The following is a 23763-nucleotide window of genomic DNA, read 5'->3' on the forward strand; positions in this document are numbered from 1 at the left end:
CTCAGCCTGACCATGAGACTGCCCATCCCTTCGAGGCGCGCGGTGCTGCCGGCGCTCGCGGCAGCCCTGCTCTGCGCGGGCTGCTGCCTGCCGGCCGCGGCCGAGGACCTGCTCGAGATCTACGCGCAGGCCCGCGCCGCCGACCCCGTGCTGGCCGGCGCCCGCGCCGTGCGCGGCGAGCAGCAGGAACTCGCCGTCCAGGCCCGCGCGCAGCTGCTGCCGCAGTGGTCCGCGCAGTTGAGCGAATCCCACACCCGCGACGACGGCCGCCAGCACCAGCTGACGCACAGCCTGAACCAGGTCCTGGTCGATCTGAGCCGTCTGCGCAGCTGGGATGCGGCCAAGACGCTGGTCACCGCCGAGGACGCCCGCGTGCGCGCCGCCGAGGCCGACCTGTGCGCCCGCGTCGCCCGCGCCTACTTCGGCGTGCTGAACGCGCAGGCCACGCTGCAGACGGCGCAGGCGATCGAGGACGTGTACGGCCAGCAGGTCGCGCAGGCGCAGTCGCGCTTCGATGCGCAGCTGTCCGCGTCGCTGGACGTCGAGCAGGGCCGCGCGTATTACGAGCTCGCGCGCGGCAACACGGCGTCGGTGCGAGAGGACCTCCTCGACGCGCGCCAGGCGCTGGCGCAGATCACCGGCCGCATGCCGGGCGAGCTCAAGCCGCTCGCGCCCGACCTCGCGATGCTGATGCCCGATCCGGCCGATCCCGAGGCCTGGGTGACGCAGGCGCTGCGCGACAACCCGTCGCTGCAGGCCGCCGCACTGGCGGTGAGCGCCGGCGACCAGCGCATCGCCGCCGCGCGTGCCGCGCACCTGCCGACACTGAGCGCCGGCCTGGACGGCCAGCGGCTGTCCGGCCCGGCCGTCGCGCCGCAGGATGCCGGCCGCTACACGACGACCGTGGGCCTGCGCCTGACGATCCCGCTCTTCGCCGGCGGCGCGACGGAGTCGCAGAAGCGCCAGGCGATCTTCCAGCGCGAGCAGTTGCGCGACGACCTCGAGAGCGCCCGCCGGGCCATGACGCGCGAGACGCAGGCGCAGTACCAGGCGGTGCTGTCCGCGCTGAGCCAGATGCGCACGGCCGGCGCCGCGGTGCAGGCCGCCGAGAAGGCGCTGGCCTCGACGCGCAGCGGCCTGGACCTGGGCCTGCGCACGATGACCGACCTGCTGCTGGCGATCCAGACGCAGAGCAACGCCCGCAACGCCTGGGAGCAGGCGCGCCACCGGTACGTGCTGTCCAAGCTGCTGCTGCAGCAGGCGGCCGGCGCGCTCGGCGAACCCGAGCTGGCGTCCGTGAACACGCTGCTGAATCCCGTGCCCGTCAAGCCGTGAGCTGAGAGAGGACCCCCATGCTGACCTACTACCTCGAACTCGCCCTGCGCGCCATGCGCAGCCACCGCGGCCTGACCGCGCTGATGCTGCTGTCGATCGCGATGGGCGTGGCCGCCTGCATGACGACGCTGACGGTGTTCCACGTCATGTCCGGCGATCCGATCCCGGACAAGAGCGGCCGGCTCTTCAACGTGCAGCTCGACGCCGAGACCAAGCGGGACTGGAAGCCCGGCGACGAACCGGTGCTTCAGCTGACCCGCTTCGACGCGGAATCGCTGCTGCGCGAGAAGCGCGGCGTGCATCAGGTGGTGATGACGGGCGCGTTCCTGGCGATCGACCCCGCCGGTTCCGGCGATGCGGCGCAACCGCCGTTCTTCACCGGGGCGCGATTCACCTCCGCCGACTTCTTCGCGATGTTCGAGACGCCCTTCAAGTTCGGCAACGGCTGGACGGCCGCGGACGACGGCGCCGAGGCGCGCGTGACGGTGATCTCGAGCGAGCTCAACGACAAGCTCTTCGGCGGCGCCGACAGCCGCGGCAAGATGCTGCGGCTGCGGGACAAGGACTTCACCATCGTCGGCGTGCTCAAGCCGTGGCGGCCCGCGCCGCATTTCTTCGACCTGACGCTGGGCGCCTACGCCAAGCCGGCGGACGCCTACATCCCGCTGTCCACCTCGCTGGGACTGCGCTTCGGCGGTGCCGGCAACATGAGCTGCTGGGGCGACACCAACGGCCAGGATCCCCGCGCGCTCAACACGCCCTGCGCTTGGCTGCAGTACTGGGTCCAGCTGGACACGCCGCAGCAGCTCGCGGACTACCGGACCTACCTGACGCAGTATTCCAACCAGCAGCGCGAGGCCGGCCGGTTCGAGCGGCCCGCCAATCCGAAACTGAGTTCGGTGATGGACTGGCTGAACCAGCGCAAGGTCGTGCCCAGCGACATCCGGCTGCAGGTGTGGCTGGCCTTCGGTTTCCTGGTCGTCTGCCTGACCAACACCGTGGGCCTGCTGCTGGCCAAGTGCCTGCGCCGCAGCGGCGAGATCGGCGTGCGTCGCGCGCTCGGCGCGCCGCGGCGGCAGATCTTCCTGCAGTTCCTCGTCGAGGCCGGCACGCTCGGCCTGGTGGGCGGCCTGCTGGGCCTGGCGCTGACCTGGGTCGGGCTGTGGGTGGTGCGGCAGAACCCATCGGACTACGCCCAGCTCGCGCAGCTGGACTGGGAGATGCTCGCGACCACGCTGGGCGTCTCGTTGGCGGCCAGCGTGATGGCCGGCCTGCTGCCCGCCTGGCGCGCGTGCCAGATCACGCCCGCCATCCAGCTCAAGACGCAATGACGCACTGACGGCGCCGCTGCACGGACGCGCCGCCGCACTACCGACGAGTCAAGGAGACCGCCCCATGGACATCCTGCCCATCCTCTCGACGCTGAAGCGTCACAAGACCGCCGCCGGGCTCATCGTGCTGCAGATCGCGCTGACCTGCGCGATCGTCTGCAACGCCCTGTTCCTGATCGCGCAGCGCATCGAACGCATCTATGCCCCCACCGGCATGGCGGAAGACGCGCTGGTGGTGCTCTCCCTCTCCAGCATGGCCCGGGTCGAGAACCCCGAGCCGCAGACGCAGGCCGACCTCGTCGCGCTGCGGCAGGTCCCGGGCGTGGTGTCGGCGAGCCTGACCAACCAGTACCCGTTCGGCCGCAACTCCAACAACTCCAGCGTGCGCCTGACCGCGGACCGCAACACCTCCAGCCGCGTGGTGGCCGGCCACTACACGGCCGGACCGGGCTTCCTCTCGACGATGGGGCTGCGCCTGGTGGAGGGACGCGATTTCCAGCCCGAGGAATTCGTGCTGGGCTCGACCCTGGACACCAACCCCGACCCGCGCGTGCCGGCGACGATCATCAACAAGCGCATGGCGGAACGGCTGTTCCCCGGCGAGTCGGCGCTGGGCAAGGCGATCTACGTCTACGGCAACGAGCCGCAACGCATCGTCGGCGTGGTGGAGAACCTGGCTTCGCCGAGCCCGGGCTCGCAGGACGAGAACGCACTGCACACGATGCTGATGCCGGTGCAACCGAGTTTCCGCGGCGGCACCTTCATGATCCGTGTCGCGCCCGGCGCCAACCCCGAGGCCGTGCTGAAGGCGGCGGGCGAGAAGCTGCTCGGCAACAGCCCGGGCCTGCGTCGCGTCATCCGCGAGCAGGAGACCTTCATCAAGCAGCGCAACGACTACTACCGCCAGGACCGCTCGATGATCCAGCTGCTGGCCGGCGTCTGTATCGGACTGCTGGTGGTGACCGCCTTCGGCATCGTCGGCCTGGCCAGCTTCTGGGTGCAGCAGCGCACGCGGATGATCGGCACGCGGCGCGCGCTGGGCGCCACGCGCGGCCAGATCCTGCGCTACTTCCAGACCGAGAACCTGCTGCTGTCCACCGTCGGCATCGTGCTGGGCATGATCGGCGCGTACGGCATCAGCCTGCTGCTGATGCGCAGCTACGAGCTGCCGCGCCTGCCGCTCGTCTACCTGCCGCTCGGGGCGGTGGTGCTGTGGGCGCTCGGGCAGATCGCGGTGTTCGCGCCGGCGCGTCGGGCCGCGGCACTGCCGCCGGTGGCCGCGCTGCGCGGAGGCTGACGACCGACGGCCCGCACGCGGCCGTTCCGCTTCCCTCGCTCAGCGCGGGAACCTCACCGGCGCGAGGCCCTTCGCGCCGGTTTCCACTTGATATGCTGCGCCTCCAATGAGAACCGTCCTGATCATCGATGACCACGCCGGTGTCGGCGAGGCGCTGTCGCTGCTGCTCTCGCTGCACGACATCGAGGCGCTCTACGCGGCCTCGCCGGCCGAGGGGCTGGCGCTGCTGGCGCAGCGCCGCGTCGACCTGGTGATCCAGGACATGAACTTCAGCGCCGACACGACCTCGGGCGAGGAAGGCCGCGAGCTCTTCCAGCAGCTGCGCGGACGCCATCCCGACCTGCCCATCATCCTGCTGACCGCCTGGACGCAACTGGAGCAGGCGGTGGCGCTGGTGAAGGCCGGCGCGGCGGACTATCTCGCCAAGCCCTGGGACGATGCCAAGCTCCTGGCCACGGTGGAGAACCTGCTGGAGCTGGCCGAGAACGGCCGCGCGCTGCGCGAGAGCCGGCACGAGCAGCGCCAGCGTCGCGACGAGCTGCGCCGCCGCTACCGGCTCGACGGCCTGGTCTTCGAGTCGTCGGCGCTGCTGCGCTGCCTGGAGCTCGCCTGCCAAGTCGCGCGCTCGGCGGCGCCGGTGCTGGTCACCGGCCCGAACGGCAGCGGCAAGGAACGCGTCGCGGCCATCGTGCATGCCAACTCGGCGGTGGCCGACGGGCCCTTCGTCGCCATCAATTGCGGCGCGCTCCCGGGCGAGCTGATCGAGGCCGAACTCTTCGGCGCCGAGAGCGGCGCCTACACCGGCGCGGCGCGCGCCCGCGAGGGCCGCTTCGAGACCGCCGACGGCGGCACGCTGTTCCTTGACGAGATTGGCAACCTGCCGCTGGCCGGCCAGGTGAAGCTGCTGCGCGTGCTGGAGACGGGGCGCTTCGAACGCCTCGGCTCGAGCCGCACGCGGCAGACGACGGTGCGCGTGATCTCCGCGACCAACGCGGACCTGCGCGCGATGGTGCGCGCCGGCACCTTCCGCGAAGACCTCTACTACCGGCTCAACGTGATCGAGGTCGCCCTGCCGGGACTGGCCGAGCGCGTGGCCGACATCCTGCCGCTGGCGGAACACTTCCTGGCCGGCCGCGCGACGCTCAGCGACGGCGCGCGGGAGGCGCTGATGGCGCATCCCTGGCCGGGCAACGTCCGCGAGCTGAAGAACGCCATCGAGCGCGCCGCGCTGCTGGCGCCGGGCCGCGTCATCGGAGAGCAAGACCTGGCACTGCCGGCCCTCTCGCCGCTGACCTCGCCGCTGGCCTCGCGCAACCTCGACGAGCCCAGCCGCGAGGCCGTGGTGGCCGCGCTGGCCTCGGCGTCGGGCGTGGTCAGCCGCGCGGCGCAGTCGCTGGGGTTGTCGCGCCAGGCGCTGTACCGGCGCATGGAACGCTACGGGCTGGACGCCGGATGAAGGAGGCGCCGCCGGGCCCGACCGGGCACGCCACGGCGCGCGCCAACCGGCACGCGAGTTGGCATCGCTCGCTGCACATGCGGCTGGCGCTGTGCCTGATCGCCGCGGCCGTCGCGGCGGTCTCCATCCACCTGACCCTGACGCTGTGGCCGGTGCCTCAACTGCTGCGGTCCCTGGGCCACGAAGCCCCGGCGACCTGGAGCGCCGCCGCGGTCGGACTCACCTTCCTGCTGATGCTCCCCATCGTCTGGGGCCTGGCGAGCCTGCTGCTGATGCCGTTGGCGCGGCTGCTGCGGGCGCTGGAGAGCACGGTGCTCAGCTACCGCGACGGCGAGTTCGGCAGCGGCATTGCCGCCGATCCTCCCGGCGGGTTGGCGGAGCTCTCCACCCTCACGCGGCTGCACAGCGAGCTGGGCCTGGCCCTGCGCGAGCAGCGGCGCCACCTTGCGCAGCGCGAGCTGCTGCTGGACACGGTGGTGCAGAACACGCCGGTGGCGCTGCTGCTGACCGACGCGAACGAGCGCATCGCCTACGCCAACATCGCCGCGCGCCAGTTGATGGACCAGGGCCGCAGCCTGGCGGGTCGCGGGCTCGACGAACTGCTGGTCGACGCGCCCGAAGACCTCCGCCTGGCCTTCGCCGGCGCGCAGGACGGGCTGTTCAGCGTCATGCAGGATGGGCAGGAGGAACGCTACCACCTGTCGATGCGCGACTTCCGGCTGCAAGGGCAGCCGCACCGCCTGCGCCTGCTGCGCCGCATGACGAAGGAGCTGTCGCGGCAGGAGGTGGCGAGCTGGAAGCGCGTGATCCGCGTGATCAGCCACGAGCTGAACAACTCGCTGGCGCCGATCTCGTCGCTGGCGCACAGCGGTGCGGAGCTGTCGCGGCGCGGCATGCACGAGCGCGTGCCCGGCGTCTTCGCCAGCATCGGCGACCGCGCGAAACACCTGCACCAGTTCCTGGCCGGCTACGCGAGCTTCGCGAAGCTGCCGGCGCCCGTGCTGGCGCCGGTCGAGTGGTCGCCCTTCATCGAATCGCTGGGCGCGCACTACCCGTTCGCGCTGATCGGCGGGCTGCCTGCGGTGCCGGGGCGCTTCGACGCGGCGCAGATGGAGCAGGCGCTGATCAACCTGCTGAAGAACGCGCACGAGTCCGGCAGCGCGCCGGAGGGCGTGAGCCTGAGCGTCGGCGCGGCGCGCGAGGACTGGCGCATCGAGGTCGGCGACCGCGGCCCCGGGATGACCGAGGCGCAGCTGTCGCAGGCGCTGATGCCGTTCTACTCGACCAAGCGCAGCGGGAGCGGGCTCGGCCTGGCGCTCGCGCGCGAGATCGCCGAGGCGCACGGTGGCCGCATCGCGATGGGCAACCGCGAGGGCGGCGGCCTGTGGGTGGCGATCAGCTGGCCGAGAAGCTGATCGTCACTTGTAGAACGCTTCGACCTTGCCCTTGAGCTTGATCATCATCGGCTGACCCTTGCGGTCCAGCGTGCGTCCGGCGGGAACGCGGATCCAGCCTTCGGAGACGCAGTATTCCTCGACGTCCTTGCGTTCCTTGCCGTTGAAGAGGATGCCGATGTCGTGCTCGAACACGGCGGCGACGTGATGCGGGCTGCGCGGGTCGATGGACAGGTGGTCGGGCAGTTCGGGGCGGGTGGTGTCGCTCATGGTGTCGCTCATCACGGGGGCGTTCTAAGGGAATCGGAAAACGCGGCATTGTCCCGCAGACCGACGCCCTAATATCGCCGGCATGACAGCCAACGCCATGCCCTCCTCATCCCTCGCTCCATCCGGCGTCACTTCCCGCGCCTCATCCGGCGCCTTATCCCGCTCCGCCGTCGACGCCGTCACGCTGGACGCGCTGGCGGCCTTCCCCGCGCAACTGGCGGCGCACTTCGCGCTCTTCCCGGTTGAAGCGCGGCACTGGGCGCCGCCTTCGTGGGACGGCGTGCCGAGCGAACCGCTCACCGCGATCGAACAGGTCTGCCATGTGCGGGACATCGAGATCGACGGCTACCAGCAGCGCATCCGCCGCACGCTGGGCGAAGACGACCCGCTGCTGCCCTCGCTGGACACGGAGGCGTTGGCACGCGAGCGCCGCTACGGGGAGGACGATCCGGCGGCCGCTCTGGCCGCCTTCGCGGCGGCGCGCCAGGAGACGCTGGCGCTGCTGGCGTCGATCACGCCGGAGCAGTTGGCGCGTCGCGCGCGCTTCGAAGGGTATGGTCCGCTGACCTTCAAGTCGCTGATCCACTACCTGTGCAGCCACGACCAGCAGCACCTGGCGGGCCTGCAATGGGTGCTGGGGCAGTACGACGCGGCGCAGCTCAGGGCGCGTTGACCGCCGGGCCGACCGAGCGCATCGAACGCACCGGGCGCACTGAGCGCATCGAGCGCGTCGACGTCGGTCAAGGACTCAGTCGTCGCAGCGCTGGACCACCGGCGTCGCGTACTCGTGGCCGACGACGGCGCGGGCGAAGAGGTAGTTCTCGCGGGCCTGCTCGCTGAGCTGGTCGAGTGCGACCTGGCCGCGCTCGTCGCACGGGAAGGACAGGCCGCGGCCGGAGTGGAACAGCGACTCGAAGCGCAGCAGGTAGCGGCCATGGCCGTGACCATGGACGTGGGCGTGATTGCTGCGGGAGCCTGACTCGCGCTGGAGCGCACCGAACTGGGAAGGACTCATGGACGGTCTCCGCGGCCCACGGGGAGGTGGTGCCGGACGAGACAACATTAGGACGCCGCCTCCAGCACCGCGCGTGCAAACGTCGCAAGTCGCGCGACTGTTTCCAACCCACCCCCTCACTCGCGTGACGCTATGCGCCCAAGGTCCTGCTTCAGGTATCGCCTGACGTCTGCCTGACGTCCGCCCGACGCCCTGCCCGACGCTCGCGCGGAGCTGCGGCATCATGGATCCATGGACCCTCGCACCGACGACTTCTACCGGCGCTACGCCGGGCGCCTCGCCTCGCAGCCCGAGTCGCGACGCAGCGCGATGCTGCCCGTCGTCGAGGCGGCGCTGCCGCGCGGCAGCCGCGTGCTCGACGTCGGCGCCGGCGCGGGGCGCGATGTCGCCGGCATGCTGGCGGCGGGATTGGACGCTTATGGCGTCGAGCCGAGCTCAGAGATGCGCGAACGCGCGCTCGTGCAGTTCCCGGAACTGGCGGGCCGACTGCGCGACGGCGCCCTGCCCGACCTGGGACGCCCCTTCGGCGATGTGGCTCCGGACGGATTCGATGGCGTCGTGTGCAGCGCGGTGCTCATGCACGTCGGCGCGGATGACCTCCCTGGCGCGCTGTCCGCGTTGGCCGCCATGTTGCGGCGCTCAGCCGACGGGCAGCAAGCCGCGGAGGGCGCGGTGATGCTGCTGGCGCTGCCCGAGCAACGCGACGGCACGTTGGCCGAGGGCCGCGACGTCGACGGCCGCAGCTTCGCGAATCACGCGCCGGCGTGCGTGGCGGCGCTGCTGGCGACCATAGGTTTCTCACTCGCCGCGCACACGGTGAGCGACGCGGTGCTGAACGCGACAGGGACGCGCTGGCACACGCTGACACTCCGCGCAGCCGATCGCGCTTGAATCCGACGTCAATATTTCGCATACTAGCCTTATTTACTCGTGACGAAATAAGGGCAAAAAACGAAATATGGCTTCACTTCGACCGTCGAACCGCAGTCGCGCTCAGCTCGTCGCGCTCGGCGAAGCGCTTGGCAAGCTGCCGCATGTGTCGCACGTGAAACCCAGCGCTACGGCTCACGCCATGGGGCACGACGCCTCGATCGATCTCCATGTGGCTGGGCGGAGGTTGACCTTGCTGGTCGACGTGAAATCGAAGGTCTATCCCCAACAAGCCCGGGATCTCATCGTCCGGCGCGAAAAGGGGCAGCACGTCGTCGTGGTCGCAGATCTCATCTCGCCAGGCGCTCGGGAGCTGCTGCTCGAGTCGGGGACCGGCAGCTTCTCAGCCGATGGGAAGTTGCGGCTCCCGTTTGAGGACATCTACGTCATCGTCGATCTCGACCCCAGCCCGGTCCTCGGCGCCGTTCGACCCTCTCGATTCAAGCTGTTCTCCTCCGCGCGCACGCCCGTGCTCCATGCCTTGTTGCTCGCGCCGGATCGATGGTGCTCCGTGAACGAGCTGGCCACGGCCAGCGGCATCTCGCCGGCGAGCGTGTCCAAGCTGCTGGCGCACCTGGAGTCAGACGAGTGGGTCGACACGCAGGGCAGCGGTCCGACCAAGGTTCGCAAGTTGGCAAAGGCGCCCGCGTTGCTCGACGCCTGGGTGACACAGGAGCAGGACCAACTGGGTCATCGGCGCGTCCATCGATTCTTCGTAGCCGGGCAGAAAGGCGAGGATCTGCTGCGTTTCGCCGCGAGCGCTTTCGCCGGGGACGCCGACTCCACCGATGGCTATGCGATCACGAGCGAAGCGGCGGCGCAGATCTATGCGCCCTACCTGACCCAATGGAGCGTGGCGACTCTGCGCGCGACCCCTGCGGCGCTGGAGCGGGCCATCGCACGATGCGGCTTGCGGGAAGTGCAGCAGGGCTCCAACCTGAATGTGATCGAAGTCGAACCATCCGGACTGCGCTTCGTACAGCGGAGGGACGAAGTCCTTCTCGCCTCGCCCGTGCAGACCTATGTCGATCTGATGGTCGCCCCGGGTCGCGCACCCGATGCCGGCCGATTCTTGCGGGAGCAGGTGCTGGGCTTCTGAACGAAGGAGCCTCCACCGTGAACAAACCTCAGACGGCCGACGCCTATGCGGCCGATCTCACCCTCGATTGCGAGCGCCTGCTCGTCACCCTCATGCGCGGACTTGGACCTTGGGCCGATTCCGTCGTCCTGGTCGGCGGGCTGACGCCGCGCTACCTCGTCAAGCGCAATCCACCGGAGGTCCCGGAACACGCCGGCACGCAGGATGTCGACGTCGTCGTCGAGACCGCCTTGCTTGCAACGGTCGACGCCTACCGCTCACTCGAGGACAACCTCAAGAAGCTCGGCTTCGAACGAGGACTGAACGAGCGGCAACAGCGCATCAACTGGCGGTGGGAGGTCCGGACAGGCCGCACGCTACTGCGGCTGGAGTTCCTGGCCGACATGCCCGGGCAAAAGCGTGTCGAGGCGCTGCCCACCGAGGGCAACATCAGCGCGCTCAACGTGCCGCATTCATCGATCGTCTTCGACCACTTCGAGACAGCGACGATCACAGCCGAGACGCTGGGCGGGAACGGCATCGTGACGCAACGCTTCAAGCACGCGGACCTGGTGGCATTCACGACGCTCAAGGCATTCGCGTTCCACCAGCGCTGGGAGCGCAAGGATGCGCACGATCTGGTGTTCTGCCTTGAACACGCCCGTCCGCTCCAAGTCGCGGCCGACGCATTCATGCGCGCGCTGGCGGGCAGGCACGCAGCGGCCATTGAGGAGGCGCTGCAGCTACTGGCGCGGCATTTCGCGGACGACCTCGGCGTCGAGGGTTACCTCAAGGACGGTCCGGTCGGGGCGGCCCGTTTCGAGTTGGGCGACGGGCCGGACGACGAGGAAATCCGCCTGCTGCGGCAGCGGGAGGCGAGCCACATCGTGTCCGAACTCCTGAAGGCGATCGCGACCCGGCGTGCCGGTGGATCAGGCTCGGACAGCAGCAACTGAAGCCTCAGCCCCCCGCCTTCTTCGGCGCGAATCCCGCCGTCGTCAGCCAGGCCATCACCTTGTCCAGGTGATCGCCCTGGATCTCGATCGTGCCGTCCTTGACGGTGCCGCCGCTGCCGCAGGCGGCCTTCAGCTTCTTGGCCGTCTCCGTGAGCTCCGCCGCCGTCATCGGCAGCCCGAGCACCACCGTCACGCCCTTGCCCTTGCGGCCCGCCGTCTCGCGGCGCACCCGCACCTTGCCGTCGCCCAGCACCGCGTTCGCCGCCTGCGCCTTGCAGCGGCAATCGGCCTGCGCCTGCCGGCAGTCCGGGCACACGCGCCCGCCGTTCGTCGAATACACCAGCGCCATCGCTCCGCTCCTGTCTCGTGAGGCCCGCGCTCAGCGCGCCAGCGTGCGCGCGAAGAAGGCGTCGATCGTCCGGTACAGGTGCAGCTTCGCGCTGCGCCCCGCGATGCCGTGCGCCTTGCCCGGGTAGATCATCAGCTCGAACGGCCGCGCCTCGTTCTGCAGCGCCTCGGTCAGGCGCAGCGTGTGCTCGAACAGCACGTTGTCGTCCGCCGTGCCGTGCACGATCAGCAGCGGCTTGGTCAGCAGCTTCGCGCGCATCACCAGGTTGGACTGGCGGTAGGCGTCGCTTTGGCCGTCCTTGCCGCCCTGCGGCATGCCGAGATAGCGCTCGGTGTAGGCCGTGTCGTAGAGCGTCCAGTCCGTCGGCGGAGCGACCGCCACCGCCGACGCCAGCGGCGTGTCGGCGTCCAGCATCGCGCGTTCCGCCAGGAAGCCGCCATAGGACCAGCCGAAGAAGCCGATCCGCGTCGGGTCCACGCCCGCCACCTGCTTCGGCAGCTGACGCACCGCGGCGAACAGGTCGTTCACGTCGACCGCGCCGAAGGCCAGGCGATGCGCGCGCGTGAACTCGCGGTCGCGGTTCTGCATGCCGCGCGTGTCCAGCGTGAACACGCCGTAGCCGCGCCGCTGCCAGTAGGCGATCAGCGCCGTGTCGCGGCTCCAGTTCCAATTGGTCGTCGAGGTGCCCGGCCCGCCGTAGGCCATCGTGATCACCGGATGCGGACCGGCCTTGCCGTCCAGCGGCGCGAAGTACAGCGCGTTCAGCGGCGTGCGGCCGTCGGCGGCGGTGACGTCGACCACCGCCGGCTTCGGCACGATGCGCGCCAGCAGCGCGTCAGGCGCATCGCCCGGCAGCGACAACGGCTTCGCGCCGGCCTTCACCGACTGCAGCGACAGCGCGGGCGGCTCGCCCCACGCGCCGCGCGTGACCAGCACCCGCGCGCAGTCTCCGTCGCCGCGGGCGTCCCGCCACTGACGCGGCTGCGCGCCGTCCAGCGGCCGGCTCGTGCCGTTCAGGTCGATCGCGAACAGCTCGCGCGAGCGGCCGCGATCGCGCGCCGCCGCGTAGACCACCGTCTTGCCGTCGCTGCACACGCGGTGCGCGACCGGCTCGGGCTCGTTCGTCAGCGGCCGGCGCTCGCCAGTGCGGCGGTCCACCAGCACCAGCTGCCGGCGGCCCGAGGACTCGCTCGACCACAGCAGCGCCGGCTGGCCCGACAGGGTCAGCCCGTCGATCTCCTGCAGGTCGTCGTGCACTTCGACCCAGGCCGGATCGCGTTCATCGATCACGGTGCGGCCCGGACCGGCGCCGTTCGCGTATTCGGTCAGCGCCAGCTTGTGCTGGTCGCGCGTCAGCGTCTGCAGCCACGGCGTGCCGTCGCCGAACCAGCCGGCGCGGGCAATGTATTCGGCGTCCGAAGGCAGCGGCAGCGGCGTCATGCGGCCGTCCGCCACCTGCAGCGTCCACGCGGTGACTCGGGCGTTGTTCTCGCCGGCGCCCGGGTAGCGCTGCTGCGTCATCGTCGTGCGGTCGGAGAAGATCTGCGCCCGCGTCTTCACCGGCACATCGCGCTCGTCGACGTTCAGCGCCAGCAGTTGTTTGCCGTCCGGAGACCACCAGTAGCCGCGCTGTCGACTGAGTTCCTCCGCCGCGATGAATTCAGCCAGGCCCCAGAAACGCGTCTCCGTCGCGCCCTTCGTCACGCGCGCGCGCGGCGCCGCCACCGTCCAGCGCCTGCACCCACAGCTCGCCGCCCTTCACGTAGGCGATGCGGCTGCCGTCGGGCGAGCAGGTCGGATCCTGCTCCGGCACCTGCTCGTCGTTGGTGAGGCGCTGCGCCGTCGGCCCCTGGTCGCCGAGACGCACCAGGTACAGGTCGCCCGACAGCGGGAACAGCAGCGCCTTGCCCGACGGACCGCACCACTGATAGCCGGTGATGCCGCCCTGCGAGATCCGCTTGCGCTCCAGCGCCATGCGCTCGGCCTCGGTCAGTTGCTGGCTGCGACCGCCGAGCACGTCCGCCGCCGAGACCAGCTTGCGCGGCGCGCCGCCGGCCGCCGGCTGCGCCCAGAGTTCGAGCTGCTCGCTGTCGGTCTCCGACGGGCGCAGGTAGCTGACCCACGCGCCGTCCGGCGAGATCTCGGCCTGGCGCACCAGACGCCCCTGCAACGGCGGATCGCCGAAGACGCGTTCCAGCGTCAGCGGGACGATGTCCTTGGCGGAGGAAGAAACGGTCGGGGCGGCCGTCGCGGCCCCGGCGAACACCGGCGCCAATGCGGCGGCGAGCGCCAGCAGGCGCGAGGTCAGACGGTAAGCGGTCATGCGGCGATCAGCGAGTCGCTGTCTTGTTGTTGATCGGGATCGGAGAGGTCTGCGGCGCGCTCGTCCGGAGCGCGCTCATCCGCCTCGCAGGCGCTGAAGGCGTCGACGAGGTCGTCGTCCTCCGCATCGGGCGGCGGCGCCGTCGGATCGAGCGGACGGCCGAACAGCGTCATGGCCAGCACGTCCGGCGCGTTGATCGTGCGCACGCGCTGGTAGGTGTCTTCCGCCTCGGGATAACGGCGGCGCAGGTAATGCAGCCACTGCTTGAGGCGGCCGGCCTGGTGGCGCGTTGCCACGTTGCGGCGCACCTGGGCGAAGAAGCTCTCCATCAGCGGGATCACGTCCGCCCAGGGCAGCGCGGCGGCGCCGGACGCGTGGCCGAGCGCCGCGCGCACCGCGAGCGCCAGTCCGGGATCGGCCACCATGCCGCGTCCCAGCATCAGCGAGGTGCAGCCGGACTCCTCCAGGCAGCGCAGCGCGTCCTCGACGGTCCACACCTCGCCGTTGGCGACGACCTCGATGCCGACGGCTTCGCGCAGCACGGCGATCTGGTCCCAGTAGGCCGGCGGCTTGTAGCCGTCGCGCTTGGTGCGGCCGTGCACGACCAGCTCCGACGCGCCGGCCGCCTCGATCGCGCGGGCGCACTCGAGCATGCGGCCGCGATCCTCGTTGCCGAGCCGCATCTTGGCCGACACCGGCAGATGCGCCGGCACCGCGCGGCGCACGGCGGCGACGATCTCGCCGACCAGCTCCGGCTCGTCGAGCAGCACCGCGCCGCCGCGATGCCGGTTCACCGTCTTGGCCGGGCAGCCGAAGTTCAGGTCGATGCCTTCGGGGTCGAGCTCCGCGAGCCGCGCGGCGTTCTCCGCCAGGCATTGGGGGTCCGAGCCGAGCAACTGCGCCCGCACCGGCACGCCAGCGTGCGTGCGTCCGCCGTGGAGCAGCTCCGGCACGATGCGCGTGAACACGCGGCGCGGCAGCAGCCGGTCGGTGATGCGGATGAACTCGGAGACACAGCGGTCCACGCCGCCGACACGGGTCAACGTGTCGCGCAGCATGTGGTCCAGCAGGCCCTCCATGGGCGCCAGCAGAATCATTGGAGGCAGGAAGCCCGCCGCGCTCGTGGCGCCGCGGGTCGGCGGTCTGGAAAGACCGGGAGCATAGCGGAAGCGCCTATTCCAGGGACTTCCCGGACTGTTCGGCCGGCTCGGCGCCCGCACCCGCACCCGCACCCGCACCCGCGACCGGAGCCGTGCCGGCCTTCGCCAGCTTCTCCTCGCGATCGCGCACGCTCAGCCACAGGCGCACGTCGAACTCCAGCTGCGAGTAGGCCGGCTCCATGTGGTGGCACAGCGAATAGAACGCCTTGTCGTGCTCCAGCTCCTTCAGATGCGCGAGCTCATGCACGACGATCATCTTCAGGAACTCCGCCGGCGCCTCGCGGAACAGCGTCGCGACGCGGATCTCGCGCCGCGTCTTGAGCCGGTTGCCGTGCACCACGGCCTGCCGCGTGTGCGTGCCCAGCGCGTGCTGGATGACCTTGAGCTTGGCGTCGTAGGCGACGAGCGCCAGCGGCCCCGCATTGCGCATGAAGCGCTGCTTCAGGTCCTGGGTGTAGTCGAACAGCGCCTTGTCGCTGCGGACCTCGTGCGGCTCCGGGTACTTGCGCGCCAGCAGCGGGCCGAGTTCGCCCGCGTCCAGCATCTGCTGCGCCTGCGCGACCAGCGCCGGCGAATAGCCCTGCAGGTACTTCACGACGCGGTCAGTGCACGGCGGCGGCTGGCGCCGGCGGCGTCGCGTAGTTCGCGCTGATCCAGTGCTCGAAGCGCTCGAACATCGCCTGCTCCGCCGACGCGCCGCCGTCGCCGTTGTCGGCCAGCAGTTCCGCGCCATGGACCACGCGGACATGCGCGTCCAGCGGCGGGCCCTCGTCGGCGCGCTCGCCGCGGCGCTCGGACGCGGCCAGCAGGTCCTGCGCCTTCGCCCAGGCCTGCTCGACGGTCTCGTCGCAGGCCTCGGCCAGGTAGCGGGCAGAGAAGCCCTCGCCGGTCAGCCGGCGTAGCGTCGCGTCGTGGGACAGGCTGTTGCCCGGCGCCCAGTAGGCCTGCGCGAGCGCCGGCCCGATCGCCGGGTTGTCGGTGAGATAACCGTCGCGCTGCAGGAAGAAGGCCCGCGTCTGGTAGACCGCCATGTGCGCGAGCAGGTAGCCCTGATACGACGCCGCCGACTCCTGGTTCAGCAGGTGCGGAATCGCGAGGATCGGCCGCGGCGCGCGATCGACGCCCTGGATGCGGCGCTCCATCGTCCGGGCCAGCGCGAGCACGGCCTCGGGCGTGCGCTCCTCGTCGGACATCGCGTACAGCGACGCCTCGAAGTACGGCACCACGGCGATCGCGCGTTCGTCGAAGGCGCGCATCGGCTGCGCCGAGGCGATGCGATCGTGGATCAGCTCGTCGGGAATCGCCTGCCCGTCGACGGTGCGCGCGTAGCGCTTGAGCCAGTCCGCGTCGCCGAGCAGACTGTCGCAGAACATCGACTGCGTCTCCGCATAGGCCATCGAGGTCGGCGCGAACTCCTGCGAGAAGCACGGCGAGTTCTGCGTCACGTTGGCGAAGTGGGCCGCGTGGCCGCCTTCGTGGAACAGCGTCAGCATCGCCCGCGCGCCGCTGCCGACCTGGTCGGGCTTGGCCTCGGCGGTGAAGTTGATCTCGCCGGCGTGCCAGCGGCCCTGCTCGTCGAACCATGTCGGCAGCGGGCCGTGGCAGAAGCCGTTCTGGTACTTGCCGGGGCGCTGCAGCAGGTCCAGGCGCATCGTCGCGCCGCGGTACTGGATGCCCAGCCGGCGGAAGCTCCGCACCCAGCGCCGCAGCGCCGGACCGAAGGGCATGTACGGGTCCATCCGGCGGGTCACGTCGCCGGCGCTGTGGAAGCGCAGGTTCCAGGGCGCCAGCGCGTCCGGGCCATGCTTCGCGACGAGCGCGTCATGCGCGCGCTTCTGCGCGGCCTCGGTGCGGGCGACGAAGTCGTCGAGCACGCCGAAGAGCTCCGCCTTCGTCATGCGCTCGTTCTTGCGCAGCTTCATCTCGAAGTAGTCCGGGAAGCCCAGCGCCCGCGCCAGCCGGTTGCGCAGCGCGACGATCTCCAGGAAGCCGTTCTCCAGCACCCAGCGCTCAAGGCCGTGCAGCGCCTCGTAGGAACTGCGGCGACGCGATTCGTCCGGGTTGGTGGCCGCATTGGTCGACAGCATCGTCAGCGTGGCGGCCTCGGTCTCGCCGCGGTCGTTGACGTGCGTCGGCGCGAAGTCCTTGCGCTTGGCGAAGAGCAGGCGCTCGGCCTCGATCAGCTCGGCCATCAGGCGTCGGCCTTCGTCGTTGTCGACGATGTTGGCCTCGAACAGACCCAGCCAACCGCGCAGGCCGTGGGCCAGCGCCTGACGCGCCTCCGCATCGGGGCCCGAGGCAGAGCCGCCCGGCGCGGCTTCCAACGTGGCCTCGACGGCGGTCAGGTGCGCGCGCGTCGCGCCCAGCTTCTCCGGATCGGAGATGAAGGCCTTGTAGTCGGTCTCGGCGCGGCCGAAGCCCTCATGGTCGTCGCTGGTGGCCATGTAGGTGGCCCAGAACAGGTCTTCCTTGCGCTTGTGGACCGCGACGTAATCGCGGTTGAGCTGGTCGAAGAAGGCCTGGGCGGCTGGGACGGCCTGGGCGGCCTGGGCGGTGGGCCCGCCGTCCACCGGGGTGGAAGTCGTGACGTGAGGCATCGGGCAAGCTTAGCGCACGGCATGATGGCGACCATGGATCACGCCCATGACGCCGCCGAGGACTCCGGCGCGCCCTCCCCGCCCTCGCACGCCCCGTCCGCCTCGGCCTCGGCCTCGCCGGCCGTCCACGCCGTCGAGCTCCATCCCCAGGGCTGGCGCTTCGACGCGCCCGAGGACCAGACGCTGCTGCTGGCGGCGCTCGACCATGGCCTGCGCCTGCCGCATTCCTGCCGCAACGGCACCTGCCGCGCCTGCATCGCGAAGCTGGCGTCGGGCCGCGTCGAGTACCGCATCGAGTGGCCCGGCCTGTCCCGGGAGGAGAAGGACGAGGGCTGGATCCTGCCCTGCGTCGCCTGCGCGCGCTCGGACCTGGTGATGGATCAGCCGCAGACGATCAACCTCTTCGATGTCCCGCCGCCGCCCGGGCCGGGTCCTCGGCGCTGAACGCATTTCGCACAAGCTGCGGCGATTCACCCACACGCGGGTTCACGACATCGCCTTCCGCGCTTTTGTTCACGGGCCACCCCGCTAATCCATCGATCAGTTTTCACCCCCAGCAGGCAGCATCGCGCCATCTGTCAAACCTGTCGGCAACGACACGACGACCTTCCCGGGGGACGTCGGGGCGAACAAGAAGGACTGTGGGAATGTTGAACCTGAATCGTTGGCGGCTGCGCAGCCGCGTGCTGGCCGGCTTCGCGCTGGTGATCGTGCTGATGGCGGTGGCCTCGGCGGTGGGCGTGATCCGGGTGTCGATGCTGCACCAGCGCATCGAGCGCCTGGTCGAGGTCGACATGCACACGCTGGAGATCTCGCGCCAGTGGTCGGGCCTGACCGAGGGCAACATCCAGCGCCGCATCGTGCAGCTGGTCGTCGACGACGAGAACTTCGTCAAGGCCTTCACCTCGCGCTCGAAGGAGCTGTCGGCGCGGATCGACAAGATCCAGAAGGAGCTGGATGACAGCATCACCGAGAAGGAAGGCGCGCGGCTGATCGACGAGATCGGCGCGGCCCGCAAGAAGTACCAGGACGCCCGCGAGGCGGCCATCAAGGTCAAGGAAGGCGGCGGCGATGTGAAGCCGATCGCCGCGTCGCAGCTGATCCCGGCGATGAACGACTACCTGGCCGCGATCGACAAGTTCGCCGAGCACACCCGCGACCTGCTGCAGGCCGCGCGCAAGGAAGCGCAGGCCGAGGCCGAAAGCACCCGCAACCTGGTCATCGCGCTGATGACGGTGGCGATCGTGCTGGGCGTGGGCATCGCGCTGGTGATCACGCGCTCGGTGACCGAGCCGCTGGCCGAGGCGCAGTCGCTGAGCCGGGCCATCGCCGAAGGCGACCTGAGCCGCCGCGGCCCCGACGTGGACGGCACCGACGAGGTCGCCGCATTGCGCCGCTCGCTGCAGGAGATGCAGCAGCGCCTGGCCAGCACCATCGCCAGCGTGCGCTCGTCCGCCGACCAGGTCCGCCACGCGTCCTCCGAGATCGCCACCGGCAACGCCGACCTGTCCAACCGGACCGAGCAGGCCGCGAGCAGCCTGGAAGAAACCGGCGCCGCGATGGCGCAGCTTGGCGAAGGTGTGAAGCTCAACGCCGAATCGGCGCGTGAAGCCGATGCCCTGGCGCAGACGGCCTCGCAGGTCGCCGGCCGCGGCGGCGCGATGGTCGAGCAGGTCGTCGCGACGATGAACGAGATCCAGCAGTCGTCCAACAAGATCGCCGACATCATCGGCGTGATCGACGGGATCGCGTTCCAGACCAACATCCTCGCCCTGAACGCCGCCGTGGAAGCGGCCCGCGCCGGCGAACAGGGCCGCGGTTTCGCGGTCGTGGCGAGCGAAGTGCGCTCGCTGGCGCAGCGCAGCGCGGAGGCCGCCAAGGAGATCAAGTCGCTGATCTCGGCATCGGTCGAACGCGTGGACGGCGGCTCCCGCCTGGTCGGCGAAACCGGCGCCACCATGCGCGAGATCGTCACCAGCGTCGAACGCGTCACCCGCGTCATCGGCGAGATCTCCGCGTCCAGCGCGGCGCAGTCGCTGACCCTCGGGGAAATCGGGCAAGCCGTGCGCCAGCTCGACCAGATGACGCAGCAGAACGCGGCATTGGTCGAGGAATCGGCCGCCGCCGCGGAGTCGCTCAAGGATCAGTCGGCGCAGCTCGTCGATACCGTCTCGAGCTTCAAGCTCGGCTGACACTCTTGAGAACCTGCGCTTAGCCAAGCGCGGGCTCTCCGCGGCGCAGGGGGCGCCCCTCCAGGGACCCCCAGCACCACTCCGGCCCCAGTGAGACCCCTCACTGCGGGCCATTTCGCTTTCTGGGGCCTCATCCTCCTCGGTACCCCGTGGGCCGCAGGGCCATGGAGGGGTCGGTAAACTGGCGCAATGAATGCGCCTCTCAACGCGGCCCTCCACGCGGACTTCCCAGGCGCCGAGCCTGAACGCTGGACCCATCGCTTCGCGACACTCGGTCCCGACTTCTTCACCGAACTCCCCGGCACCGGACTGCCCGACCCGCATTGGGTCGCGACCAGCCCCGATTGCGCCGCCCTGCTCGGCTGGCCCGAAGACTGGTGGACCCGCCCCGCCGCGCTCGACGCCTTCAGCGGCAACGCCCGCCTCGCCGGCATGAAACCACTGGCCACCGTGTACAGCGGCCATCAGTTCGGCGTCTGGGCCGGCCAACTCGGCGACGGACGCGCGCTGCTGCTGGGCGGCGTCGACGGCCCGAACGGGCATTTCGAGTTGCAGCTCAAGGGCGCGGGGCTGACGCCCTATTCGCGTCGCGGCGATGGCCGCGCGGTGCTGCGCTCGTCGATCCGCGAGTTCCTCTGCTCCGAAGCGATGGCCGCGCTGGGCATTCCGACGACACGCGCACTCGCGATCACGGGCTCGACCTCGCTGAAGGTGCAGCGCGAACGCGTCGAGACCGGCGCCATCGTGACGCGCGTCGCGCCGAGCTTCCTGCGCTTCGGCCACTTCGAGCACTTCACCCATCACGGCATGGAAGCCCGCACACGCGAGCTGTTCGACTTCTTCGTCCGCCACCACGCGCCGGAATGCGCCGACGCACCGAATCCGGTGACCGCCGCGCTGGCCAAGGTCGCCGCGCAGACGGCGGAACTCGTCGCGCAGTGGCAGGCCGTGGGCTTCATGCACGGCGTGATGAACACCGACAACATGTCGATGCTGGGCCTGACCATCGACTACGGTCCGTTCGGTTTCATGGACGGCTTCGATCCGGGCCACATCTGCAACCACTCGGACCATCAGGGCCGCTACGCCTTCGCGCGGCAGCCGCAGGTGGCGTTCTGGAACCTGCATGCGCTGGCCCAGGCGCTGCTGCCGTTGATGCCCAACATCGAGACGGATGCGGAAGCCGCCGGCGACGAGCTGATCGAGGCGCTCGAGATCTACCGCGAACGCTTCGGCGCCGCGCTGCTCGGCGCGATGCGCGCGAAGCTCGGCCTCTCCGCCGAGGTCGACGAGCGCGGCGAGGACGGCCCGCTGATCGACGACTGGCTGCGGCTGCTGGCCGCCCATCACACCGACTACACGATCGCGCACCGCCGGCTGGCCGGTTTCGATCCGGCCCAGCCCCTGGATGCGGCGGCGAATGCCGGCATCCGGGACCTGTTCCTGGACCGCACCGGGTTCGACGCCTGGGCGTCCCGGTACGCGGCGCGCTTGAAGATCGAGCCGATGGACGCACTTGGGACCCGTGCCCGACGGATGAACGCGGTCAACCCGGCGGTGGTGCTTCGGAACCATCTGGCCGAGACGGCGATCCAGCGGGCCGAGGCCGGCGACTTCAACGAAGTGCGCCGGCTGCTCGATGTGCTGCGCCGTCCGTTCGACGAGCCCGCGCTGGCGTCCGACGCCGGTTTCCCGCCCGACTGGGCGCAAACGCTGGAGGTTTCCTGTTCATCATGAGCCGCTACGACAAGTTCATCCAAGACGCCACCGATCAGGACCGCGACCGCGACACCGCCTACCCCGTCAAGAAGACGGACGCCGAGTGGCGCGAACAGCTGGATCCGACCCAGTATCAGGTCGCCCGCCATGCCGCGACCGAGCGCGCCTTCACCGGCAAGTACTGGGACCACTGGGAAGCCGGGAACTACAACTGCGTCGGCTGCGGCACGCCGCTGTTCAAGGCGGACACCAAGTTCGACGCCGGCTGCGGCTGGCCCAGCTACTACGAGCCGATCAACGCCGAGGTGGTCGAGCGCGTCGTCGACTCGACGCACGGCATGGTCCGCGTCGAGGTGCGCTGCAACCACTGCGGCACGCACCTGGGCCACGTCTTTCCCGATGGTCCGGAACCGACGGGCGAGCGCTTCTGCATCAATTCCGCCGCGATAGACTTCGAGCCCCAGCGCTGAGCGCGCCGTACTGATTCCCGACCGAATGAAGCTCCTGCTCGATTTCCTGCCGCTCCTGCTGTTCTTCGTGACGTTCAAGTACGCCGACGGACAGCCGGACTGGGCAGCGGCCTTCGCCACCGAGCATCTCGGTTTCCTGGTCTCCGGCGGCAAGGTCGGCCCGACCGAGGCGCCCGTGCTGCTCGCCACCATCGTCGTGATGCTGGCGACCATCTCCCAGGTGCTCTTCCTGAAGCTGCGCGGCCGCAAGGTCGACCTGATGCTGTGGATCAGCTTGGGGCTGGTCGCCACGCTCGGCGCGGCGACCGTCTACTTCCATAACCAGACCTTCATCATGTGGAAGCCGACGCTGCTCTATTGGGCGATCTCCACGGTGTTCCTCGTCAGCCGATTCCTGCTCGGCCGCGACCTGTTGCGCAAGATGCTCGGCCCTCAGGTGGATCTGCCCGATGCGGTCTGGACGCGGCTCACGCTGGCCTGGATCGTCTTCTTCCTGGCCCTCGGTTTTGCGAATCTTTACGTCGCTTACTCGTTCACGACCGAGGCTTGGGCCAACTTCAAGGTGTTCGGCGTGACCGGACTGATCGTGCTGTTCACGCTCGGCCAGGGCGTCTACATGAGCCGCCATCTGCCGCACGAAACCGAGACGCCCGCCGAGGAACCCAAGCCATGAGCGGCGGCGACGACACCCGGAATCCCTCGTCGGCATCGAGGGCGGCGCCCAATCCCGTGGCGACGCCCTCGGTCGAGATCGAGGCCCGCCTGAGGGCCGCGCTGGCGCCCGATCTGCTGCGTCTGCGGGACGACAGCGCGCACCACGCGGGGCACGCCGGAGCGCGCGAAGGCGGCCATTACTACCTCGAAATCGTGAGCGCGCGCTTTGCCGGTTTACCCAGGGTGGCTCGGCATCGGCTCGTATATGATGCCCTCGCCGATCTGATGCAGAAGGGCATTCACGCGCTGGCCATCGAGGCTCGCGCGCCCGACGAACAGCAGAAACCAGGTCCTCAGTAGCGCCGCGTGTCGGCGCTTTGTTTTGGAGCGTTCACGCTCACCCGAGAGTCGAAAGGCCCTTTACCCATCATGAAGAAGTTTGTGCTCGCCGCCACCGTGGCGGTCATCGGCGCCGTGGCCCTGCCGGCCCTCGCCCAGAACATCGCGATCGTGAACGGCAAGCCCGTGCCGAAGGCCCGCGCCGACGTGCTGATCAGCCAGATCACCAAGGGTGGCCAGCCGCGCAGCCCGGAGATGGAAGCCAAGGTCAAGGAAGAGGTCGTCCTGCGCGAGATCTTCCTGCAGGAAGCCGAGAAGCGCGGCCTGAACAAGACCGACGACTACAAGAACCAGATGGAACTGGCGCGCCAGTCGCTGCTGATCCGTGAGCTCTTCGCCGACTACGCGAAGAAGAACCCGATCACCGACGCCGACGCCAAGACCGAATACGACAAGTTCAAGGCGCAGGCCTCGGGCACTGAATTCCACGCCCGCCACATCCTGGTGGAGAAGGAAGAAGACGCCAAGGCGCTGGTCAAGCAGCTCAACGGCGGCGCCAAGTTCGAAGACCTGGCCACCAAGAACTCCAAGGACACCGGTTCCGCCCAGAACGGCGGCGACCTGGGCTGGTCCGCGCCGGACGCCTACGTGCCTGAGTTCAGCGCTGCCCTGGGCAAGCTGAAGGCCGGCGAGATGACGCAGGAGCCGGTGAAGTCGCAGTTCGGCTATCACATCATCAAGCTGGAAGAGACGCGCCAGGCGCAGTTCCCGGCCTTCGACGACGTCAAGGGCCAGATCATCCAGCGCATGCAGCAGCAGAAGGTCGCGGAGTTCCAGGAGGAACTGCGTACCAAGGCCAAGACCGACTTCAAGTTCTCCGCGAACTGATCGCCGATCC

General features: G+C 69.9%; 24 protein-coding genes. 16 read left to right on the forward strand and 8 right to left on the reverse strand.

The genetic code is table 11. The features are described 5' to 3' along the window. Positions 1-12: 12 nt before the first annotated feature. The 5 genes from ACFJIX_RS30395 to ACFJIX_RS30415 all read left to right on the forward strand — a co-directional run bounded on the left by ACFJIX_RS30395 (position 13) and on the right by ACFJIX_RS30415 (position 6834). Positions 13-1335 (forward strand): TolC family outer membrane protein, encoded by a 1323-nt coding sequence (locus tag ACFJIX_RS30395; RefSeq protein WP_377156660.1) that lies wholly within the window; start codon positions 13-15, stop codon positions 1333-1335. Positions 1336-1352: 17 nt separating this feature from the next. Further along, entirely contained in the window at positions 1353-2666 is a 1314-nt protein-coding gene (locus ACFJIX_RS30400) for an ABC transporter permease (protein WP_377156661.1), read from the forward strand. Between the two features lie 64 nt (positions 2667-2730). Beyond that, positions 2731-3963 (forward strand): ABC transporter permease, encoded by a 1233-nt coding sequence (locus tag ACFJIX_RS30405; protein ID WP_377156663.1) that lies wholly within the window; start codon positions 2731-2733, stop codon positions 3961-3963. A 106-nt stretch (positions 3964-4069) separates the two neighbouring features. Beyond that, the gene (locus tag ACFJIX_RS30410) at positions 4070-5419 is read left to right on the forward strand and encodes a sigma-54-dependent transcriptional regulator (protein WP_377156664.1); all 1350 of its coding nucleotides are present in this window, start codon (positions 4070-4072) and stop codon (positions 5417-5419) included. After that, positions 5416-6834, forward strand: coding sequence for a sensor histidine kinase (locus tag ACFJIX_RS30415; protein WP_377156665.1), 1419 nt, complete (start codon positions 5416-5418; stop codon positions 6832-6834). Before ACFJIX_RS30410 ends, ACFJIX_RS30415 begins: the two co-directional genes overlap by 4 nt. Before the next feature lie 3 nt (positions 6835-6837). Here ACFJIX_RS30415 and ACFJIX_RS30420 read toward each other — a convergent pair whose 3' ends face one another. Then, the gene (locus ACFJIX_RS30420) at positions 6838-7083 is read right to left on the reverse strand and encodes a DUF3297 family protein (RefSeq protein ID WP_377156667.1); all 246 of its coding nucleotides are present in this window, start codon (positions 7081-7083) and stop codon (positions 6838-6840) included. Positions 7084-7180: 97 nt separating this feature from the next. On the opposite strand from ACFJIX_RS30420, the gene ACFJIX_RS30425 reads away from it, so the two are divergent. After that, a complete protein-coding gene (locus tag ACFJIX_RS30425) occupies positions 7181-7756 on the forward strand; it encodes a DinB family protein (RefSeq protein WP_377156669.1) in 576 nt (191 codons plus the stop codon). A gap of 75 nt (positions 7757-7831) precedes the next feature. Here the strand turns inward: ACFJIX_RS30425 and ACFJIX_RS30430 are convergent, their stop codons facing one another. Next, complete coding sequence (locus ACFJIX_RS30430) at positions 7832-8098, reverse strand: hypothetical protein (protein ID WP_377156671.1); 267 nt, start codon at positions 8096-8098, stop codon at positions 7832-7834. A 231-nt stretch (positions 8099-8329) separates the two neighbouring features. Between ACFJIX_RS30430 and ACFJIX_RS30435 the strand changes: the two genes are divergently transcribed. The 3 genes from ACFJIX_RS30435 to ACFJIX_RS30445 all read left to right on the forward strand — a co-directional run bounded on the left by ACFJIX_RS30435 (position 8330) and on the right by ACFJIX_RS30445 (position 11062). Next, positions 8330-8989: a class I SAM-dependent methyltransferase gene (locus ACFJIX_RS30435; protein WP_377156673.1), complete on the forward strand. Its 660-nt coding sequence runs from the start codon at positions 8330-8332 to the stop codon at positions 8987-8989. 232 nt (positions 8990-9221) lie between these two features. Beyond that, positions 9222-10127 (forward strand): type IV toxin-antitoxin system AbiEi family antitoxin, encoded by a 906-nt coding sequence (locus ACFJIX_RS30440; protein WP_377156674.1) that lies wholly within the window; start codon positions 9222-9224, stop codon positions 10125-10127. Between the two features lie 17 nt (positions 10128-10144). Next, a complete protein-coding gene (locus tag ACFJIX_RS30445) occupies positions 10145-11062 on the forward strand; it encodes an antitoxin (RefSeq protein WP_377156675.1) in 918 nt (305 codons plus the stop codon). Positions 11063-11066: 4 nt separating this feature from the next. Here ACFJIX_RS30445 and ACFJIX_RS30450 read toward each other — a convergent pair whose 3' ends face one another. The 6 genes from ACFJIX_RS30450 to ACFJIX_RS30475 form a co-directional block, all read right to left on the reverse strand. Continuing rightward, complete coding sequence (locus ACFJIX_RS30450; RefSeq protein WP_297532068.1) at positions 11067-11411, reverse strand: translation initiation factor Sui1; 345 nt, start codon at positions 11409-11411, stop codon at positions 11067-11069. A 30-nt stretch (positions 11412-11441) separates the two neighbouring features. Further along, positions 11442-13136 carry an alpha/beta fold hydrolase gene (locus ACFJIX_RS30455; protein ID WP_377156677.1) on the reverse strand — a complete coding sequence of 565 codons (1695 nt, stop codon included), beginning with the start codon at positions 13134-13136 and terminating at the stop codon, positions 11442-11444. Continuing rightward, a complete protein-coding gene (locus tag ACFJIX_RS30460) occupies positions 13072-13734 on the reverse strand; it encodes a hypothetical protein (RefSeq protein ID WP_377156678.1) in 663 nt (220 codons plus the stop codon). Before ACFJIX_RS30460 ends, ACFJIX_RS30455 begins: the two co-directional genes overlap by 65 nt. Next, positions 13731-14831 (reverse strand): tRNA dihydrouridine synthase, encoded by a 1101-nt coding sequence (locus tag ACFJIX_RS30465; protein WP_377156679.1) that lies wholly within the window; start codon positions 14829-14831, stop codon positions 13731-13733. Before ACFJIX_RS30465 ends, ACFJIX_RS30460 begins: the two co-directional genes overlap by 4 nt. A gap of 76 nt (positions 14832-14907) precedes the next feature. Beyond that, on the reverse strand, positions 14908-15489 hold the full coding sequence (locus ACFJIX_RS30470) for a YgjP-like metallopeptidase domain-containing protein (protein WP_377156681.1): 582 nt from the start codon (positions 15487-15489) through the stop codon (positions 14908-14910). A gap of 7 nt (positions 15490-15496) precedes the next feature. Further along, a complete protein-coding gene (locus ACFJIX_RS30475) occupies positions 15497-17491 on the reverse strand; it encodes a M3 family metallopeptidase (RefSeq protein ID WP_377156682.1) in 1995 nt (664 codons plus the stop codon). A gap of 33 nt (positions 17492-17524) precedes the next feature. Here ACFJIX_RS30475 and ACFJIX_RS30480 point away from each other — a divergent pair, with 33 nt between their 5' ends. The 7 genes from ACFJIX_RS30480 to ACFJIX_RS30510 all read left to right on the forward strand — a co-directional run bounded on the left by ACFJIX_RS30480 (position 17525) and on the right by ACFJIX_RS30510 (position 23753). Then, positions 17525-17935, forward strand: a complete 411-nt coding sequence (locus ACFJIX_RS30480; RefSeq protein ID WP_377156683.1) for a 2Fe-2S iron-sulfur cluster-binding protein — start codon at positions 17525-17527, stop codon at positions 17933-17935. 203 nt (positions 17936-18138) lie between these two features. Further along, positions 18139-19683: a methyl-accepting chemotaxis protein gene (locus ACFJIX_RS30485; RefSeq protein WP_377156685.1), complete on the forward strand. Its 1545-nt coding sequence runs from the start codon at positions 18139-18141 to the stop codon at positions 19681-19683. Between the two features lie 189 nt (positions 19684-19872). Beyond that, positions 19873-21420 (forward strand): YdiU family protein, encoded by a 1548-nt coding sequence (locus ACFJIX_RS30490; protein WP_377156687.1) that lies wholly within the window; start codon positions 19873-19875, stop codon positions 21418-21420. Beyond that, positions 21417-21872: a peptide-methionine (R)-S-oxide reductase MsrB gene (gene msrB, locus ACFJIX_RS30495; RefSeq protein ID WP_088409021.1), complete on the forward strand. Its 456-nt coding sequence runs from the start codon at positions 21417-21419 to the stop codon at positions 21870-21872. Before ACFJIX_RS30490 ends, msrB begins: the two co-directional genes overlap by 4 nt. Before the next feature lie 25 nt (positions 21873-21897). Beyond that, the gene (locus ACFJIX_RS30500) at positions 21898-22545 is read left to right on the forward strand and encodes a septation protein A (RefSeq protein WP_377156689.1); all 648 of its coding nucleotides are present in this window, start codon (positions 21898-21900) and stop codon (positions 22543-22545) included. Beyond that, on the forward strand, positions 22542-22886 hold the full coding sequence (locus ACFJIX_RS30505) for a BolA family protein (RefSeq protein ID WP_377156691.1): 345 nt from the start codon (positions 22542-22544) through the stop codon (positions 22884-22886). The genes ACFJIX_RS30500 and ACFJIX_RS30505 overlap by 4 nt, the downstream gene beginning before the upstream one ends. A 69-nt stretch (positions 22887-22955) precedes the next feature. Beyond that, positions 22956-23753, forward strand: coding sequence for a peptidylprolyl isomerase (locus ACFJIX_RS30510; RefSeq protein WP_377156693.1), 798 nt, complete (start codon positions 22956-22958; stop codon positions 23751-23753). The last annotated feature ends 10 nt before the right edge of the window (positions 23754-23763 follow it).

This window comes from Roseateles sp. UC29_93, from assembly GCF_042695725.1.
Taxonomy (GTDB): Bacteria; Pseudomonadota; Gammaproteobacteria; order Burkholderiales; family Burkholderiaceae_C; genus Roseateles; species Roseateles noduli_A.

Excerpts from the sequence above, each read along its gene's own strand:
- ACFJIX_RS30395 (WP_377156660.1), top strand. The coding sequence starts at position 13 with ATGAGACTGCCCATCCCTTCGAGGCGCGCGGTGCTGCCGGCGCTCGCG.
- ACFJIX_RS30400 (WP_377156661.1), top strand. The coding sequence starts at position 1,353 with ATGCTGACCTACTACCTCGAACTCGCCCTGCGCGCCATGCGCAGCCAC.
- ACFJIX_RS30405 (WP_377156663.1), top strand. The coding sequence starts at position 2,731 with ATGGACATCCTGCCCATCCTCTCGACGCTGAAGCGTCACAAGACCGCC.
- ACFJIX_RS30410 (WP_377156664.1), top strand. The coding sequence starts at position 4,070 with ATGAGAACCGTCCTGATCATCGATGACCACGCCGGTGTCGGCGAGGCG.
- ACFJIX_RS30415 (WP_377156665.1), top strand. The coding sequence starts at position 5,416 with ATGAAGGAGGCGCCGCCGGGCCCGACCGGGCACGCCACGGCGCGCGCC.
- ACFJIX_RS30420 (WP_377156667.1), bottom strand. The coding sequence starts at position 7,083 with ATGAGCGACACCACCCGCCCCGAACTGCCCGACCACCTGTCCATCGAC.
- ACFJIX_RS30425 (WP_377156669.1), top strand. The coding sequence starts at position 7,181 with ATGCCCTCCTCATCCCTCGCTCCATCCGGCGTCACTTCCCGCGCCTCA.
- ACFJIX_RS30430 (WP_377156671.1), bottom strand. The coding sequence starts at position 8,098 with ATGAGTCCTTCCCAGTTCGGTGCGCTCCAGCGCGAGTCAGGCTCCCGC.
- ACFJIX_RS30435 (WP_377156673.1), top strand. The coding sequence starts at position 8,330 with ATGGACCCTCGCACCGACGACTTCTACCGGCGCTACGCCGGGCGCCTC.
- ACFJIX_RS30450 (WP_297532068.1), bottom strand. The coding sequence starts at position 11,411 with ATGGCGCTGGTGTATTCGACGAACGGCGGGCGCGTGTGCCCGGACTGC.
- ACFJIX_RS30460 (WP_377156678.1), bottom strand. The coding sequence starts at position 13,734 with ATGACCGCTTACCGTCTGACCTCGCGCCTGCTGGCGCTCGCCGCCGCA.
- ACFJIX_RS30465 (WP_377156679.1), bottom strand. The coding sequence starts at position 14,831 with ATGATTCTGCTGGCGCCCATGGAGGGCCTGCTGGACCACATGCTGCGC.
- ACFJIX_RS30475 (WP_377156682.1), bottom strand. The coding sequence starts at position 17,491 with ATGCCTCACGTCACGACTTCCACCCCGGTGGACGGCGGGCCCACCGCC.
- ACFJIX_RS30480 (WP_377156683.1), top strand. The coding sequence starts at position 17,525 with ATGGATCACGCCCATGACGCCGCCGAGGACTCCGGCGCGCCCTCCCCG.
- ACFJIX_RS30485 (WP_377156685.1), top strand. The coding sequence starts at position 18,139 with ATGTTGAACCTGAATCGTTGGCGGCTGCGCAGCCGCGTGCTGGCCGGC.
- ACFJIX_RS30490 (WP_377156687.1), top strand. The coding sequence starts at position 19,873 with ATGAATGCGCCTCTCAACGCGGCCCTCCACGCGGACTTCCCAGGCGCC.
- msrB (WP_088409021.1), top strand. The coding sequence starts at position 21,417 with ATGAGCCGCTACGACAAGTTCATCCAAGACGCCACCGATCAGGACCGC.
- ACFJIX_RS30500 (WP_377156689.1), top strand. The coding sequence starts at position 21,898 with ATGAAGCTCCTGCTCGATTTCCTGCCGCTCCTGCTGTTCTTCGTGACG.
- ACFJIX_RS30505 (WP_377156691.1), top strand. The coding sequence starts at position 22,542 with ATGAGCGGCGGCGACGACACCCGGAATCCCTCGTCGGCATCGAGGGCG.
- ACFJIX_RS30510 (WP_377156693.1), top strand. The coding sequence starts at position 22,956 with ATGAAGAAGTTTGTGCTCGCCGCCACCGTGGCGGTCATCGGCGCCGTG.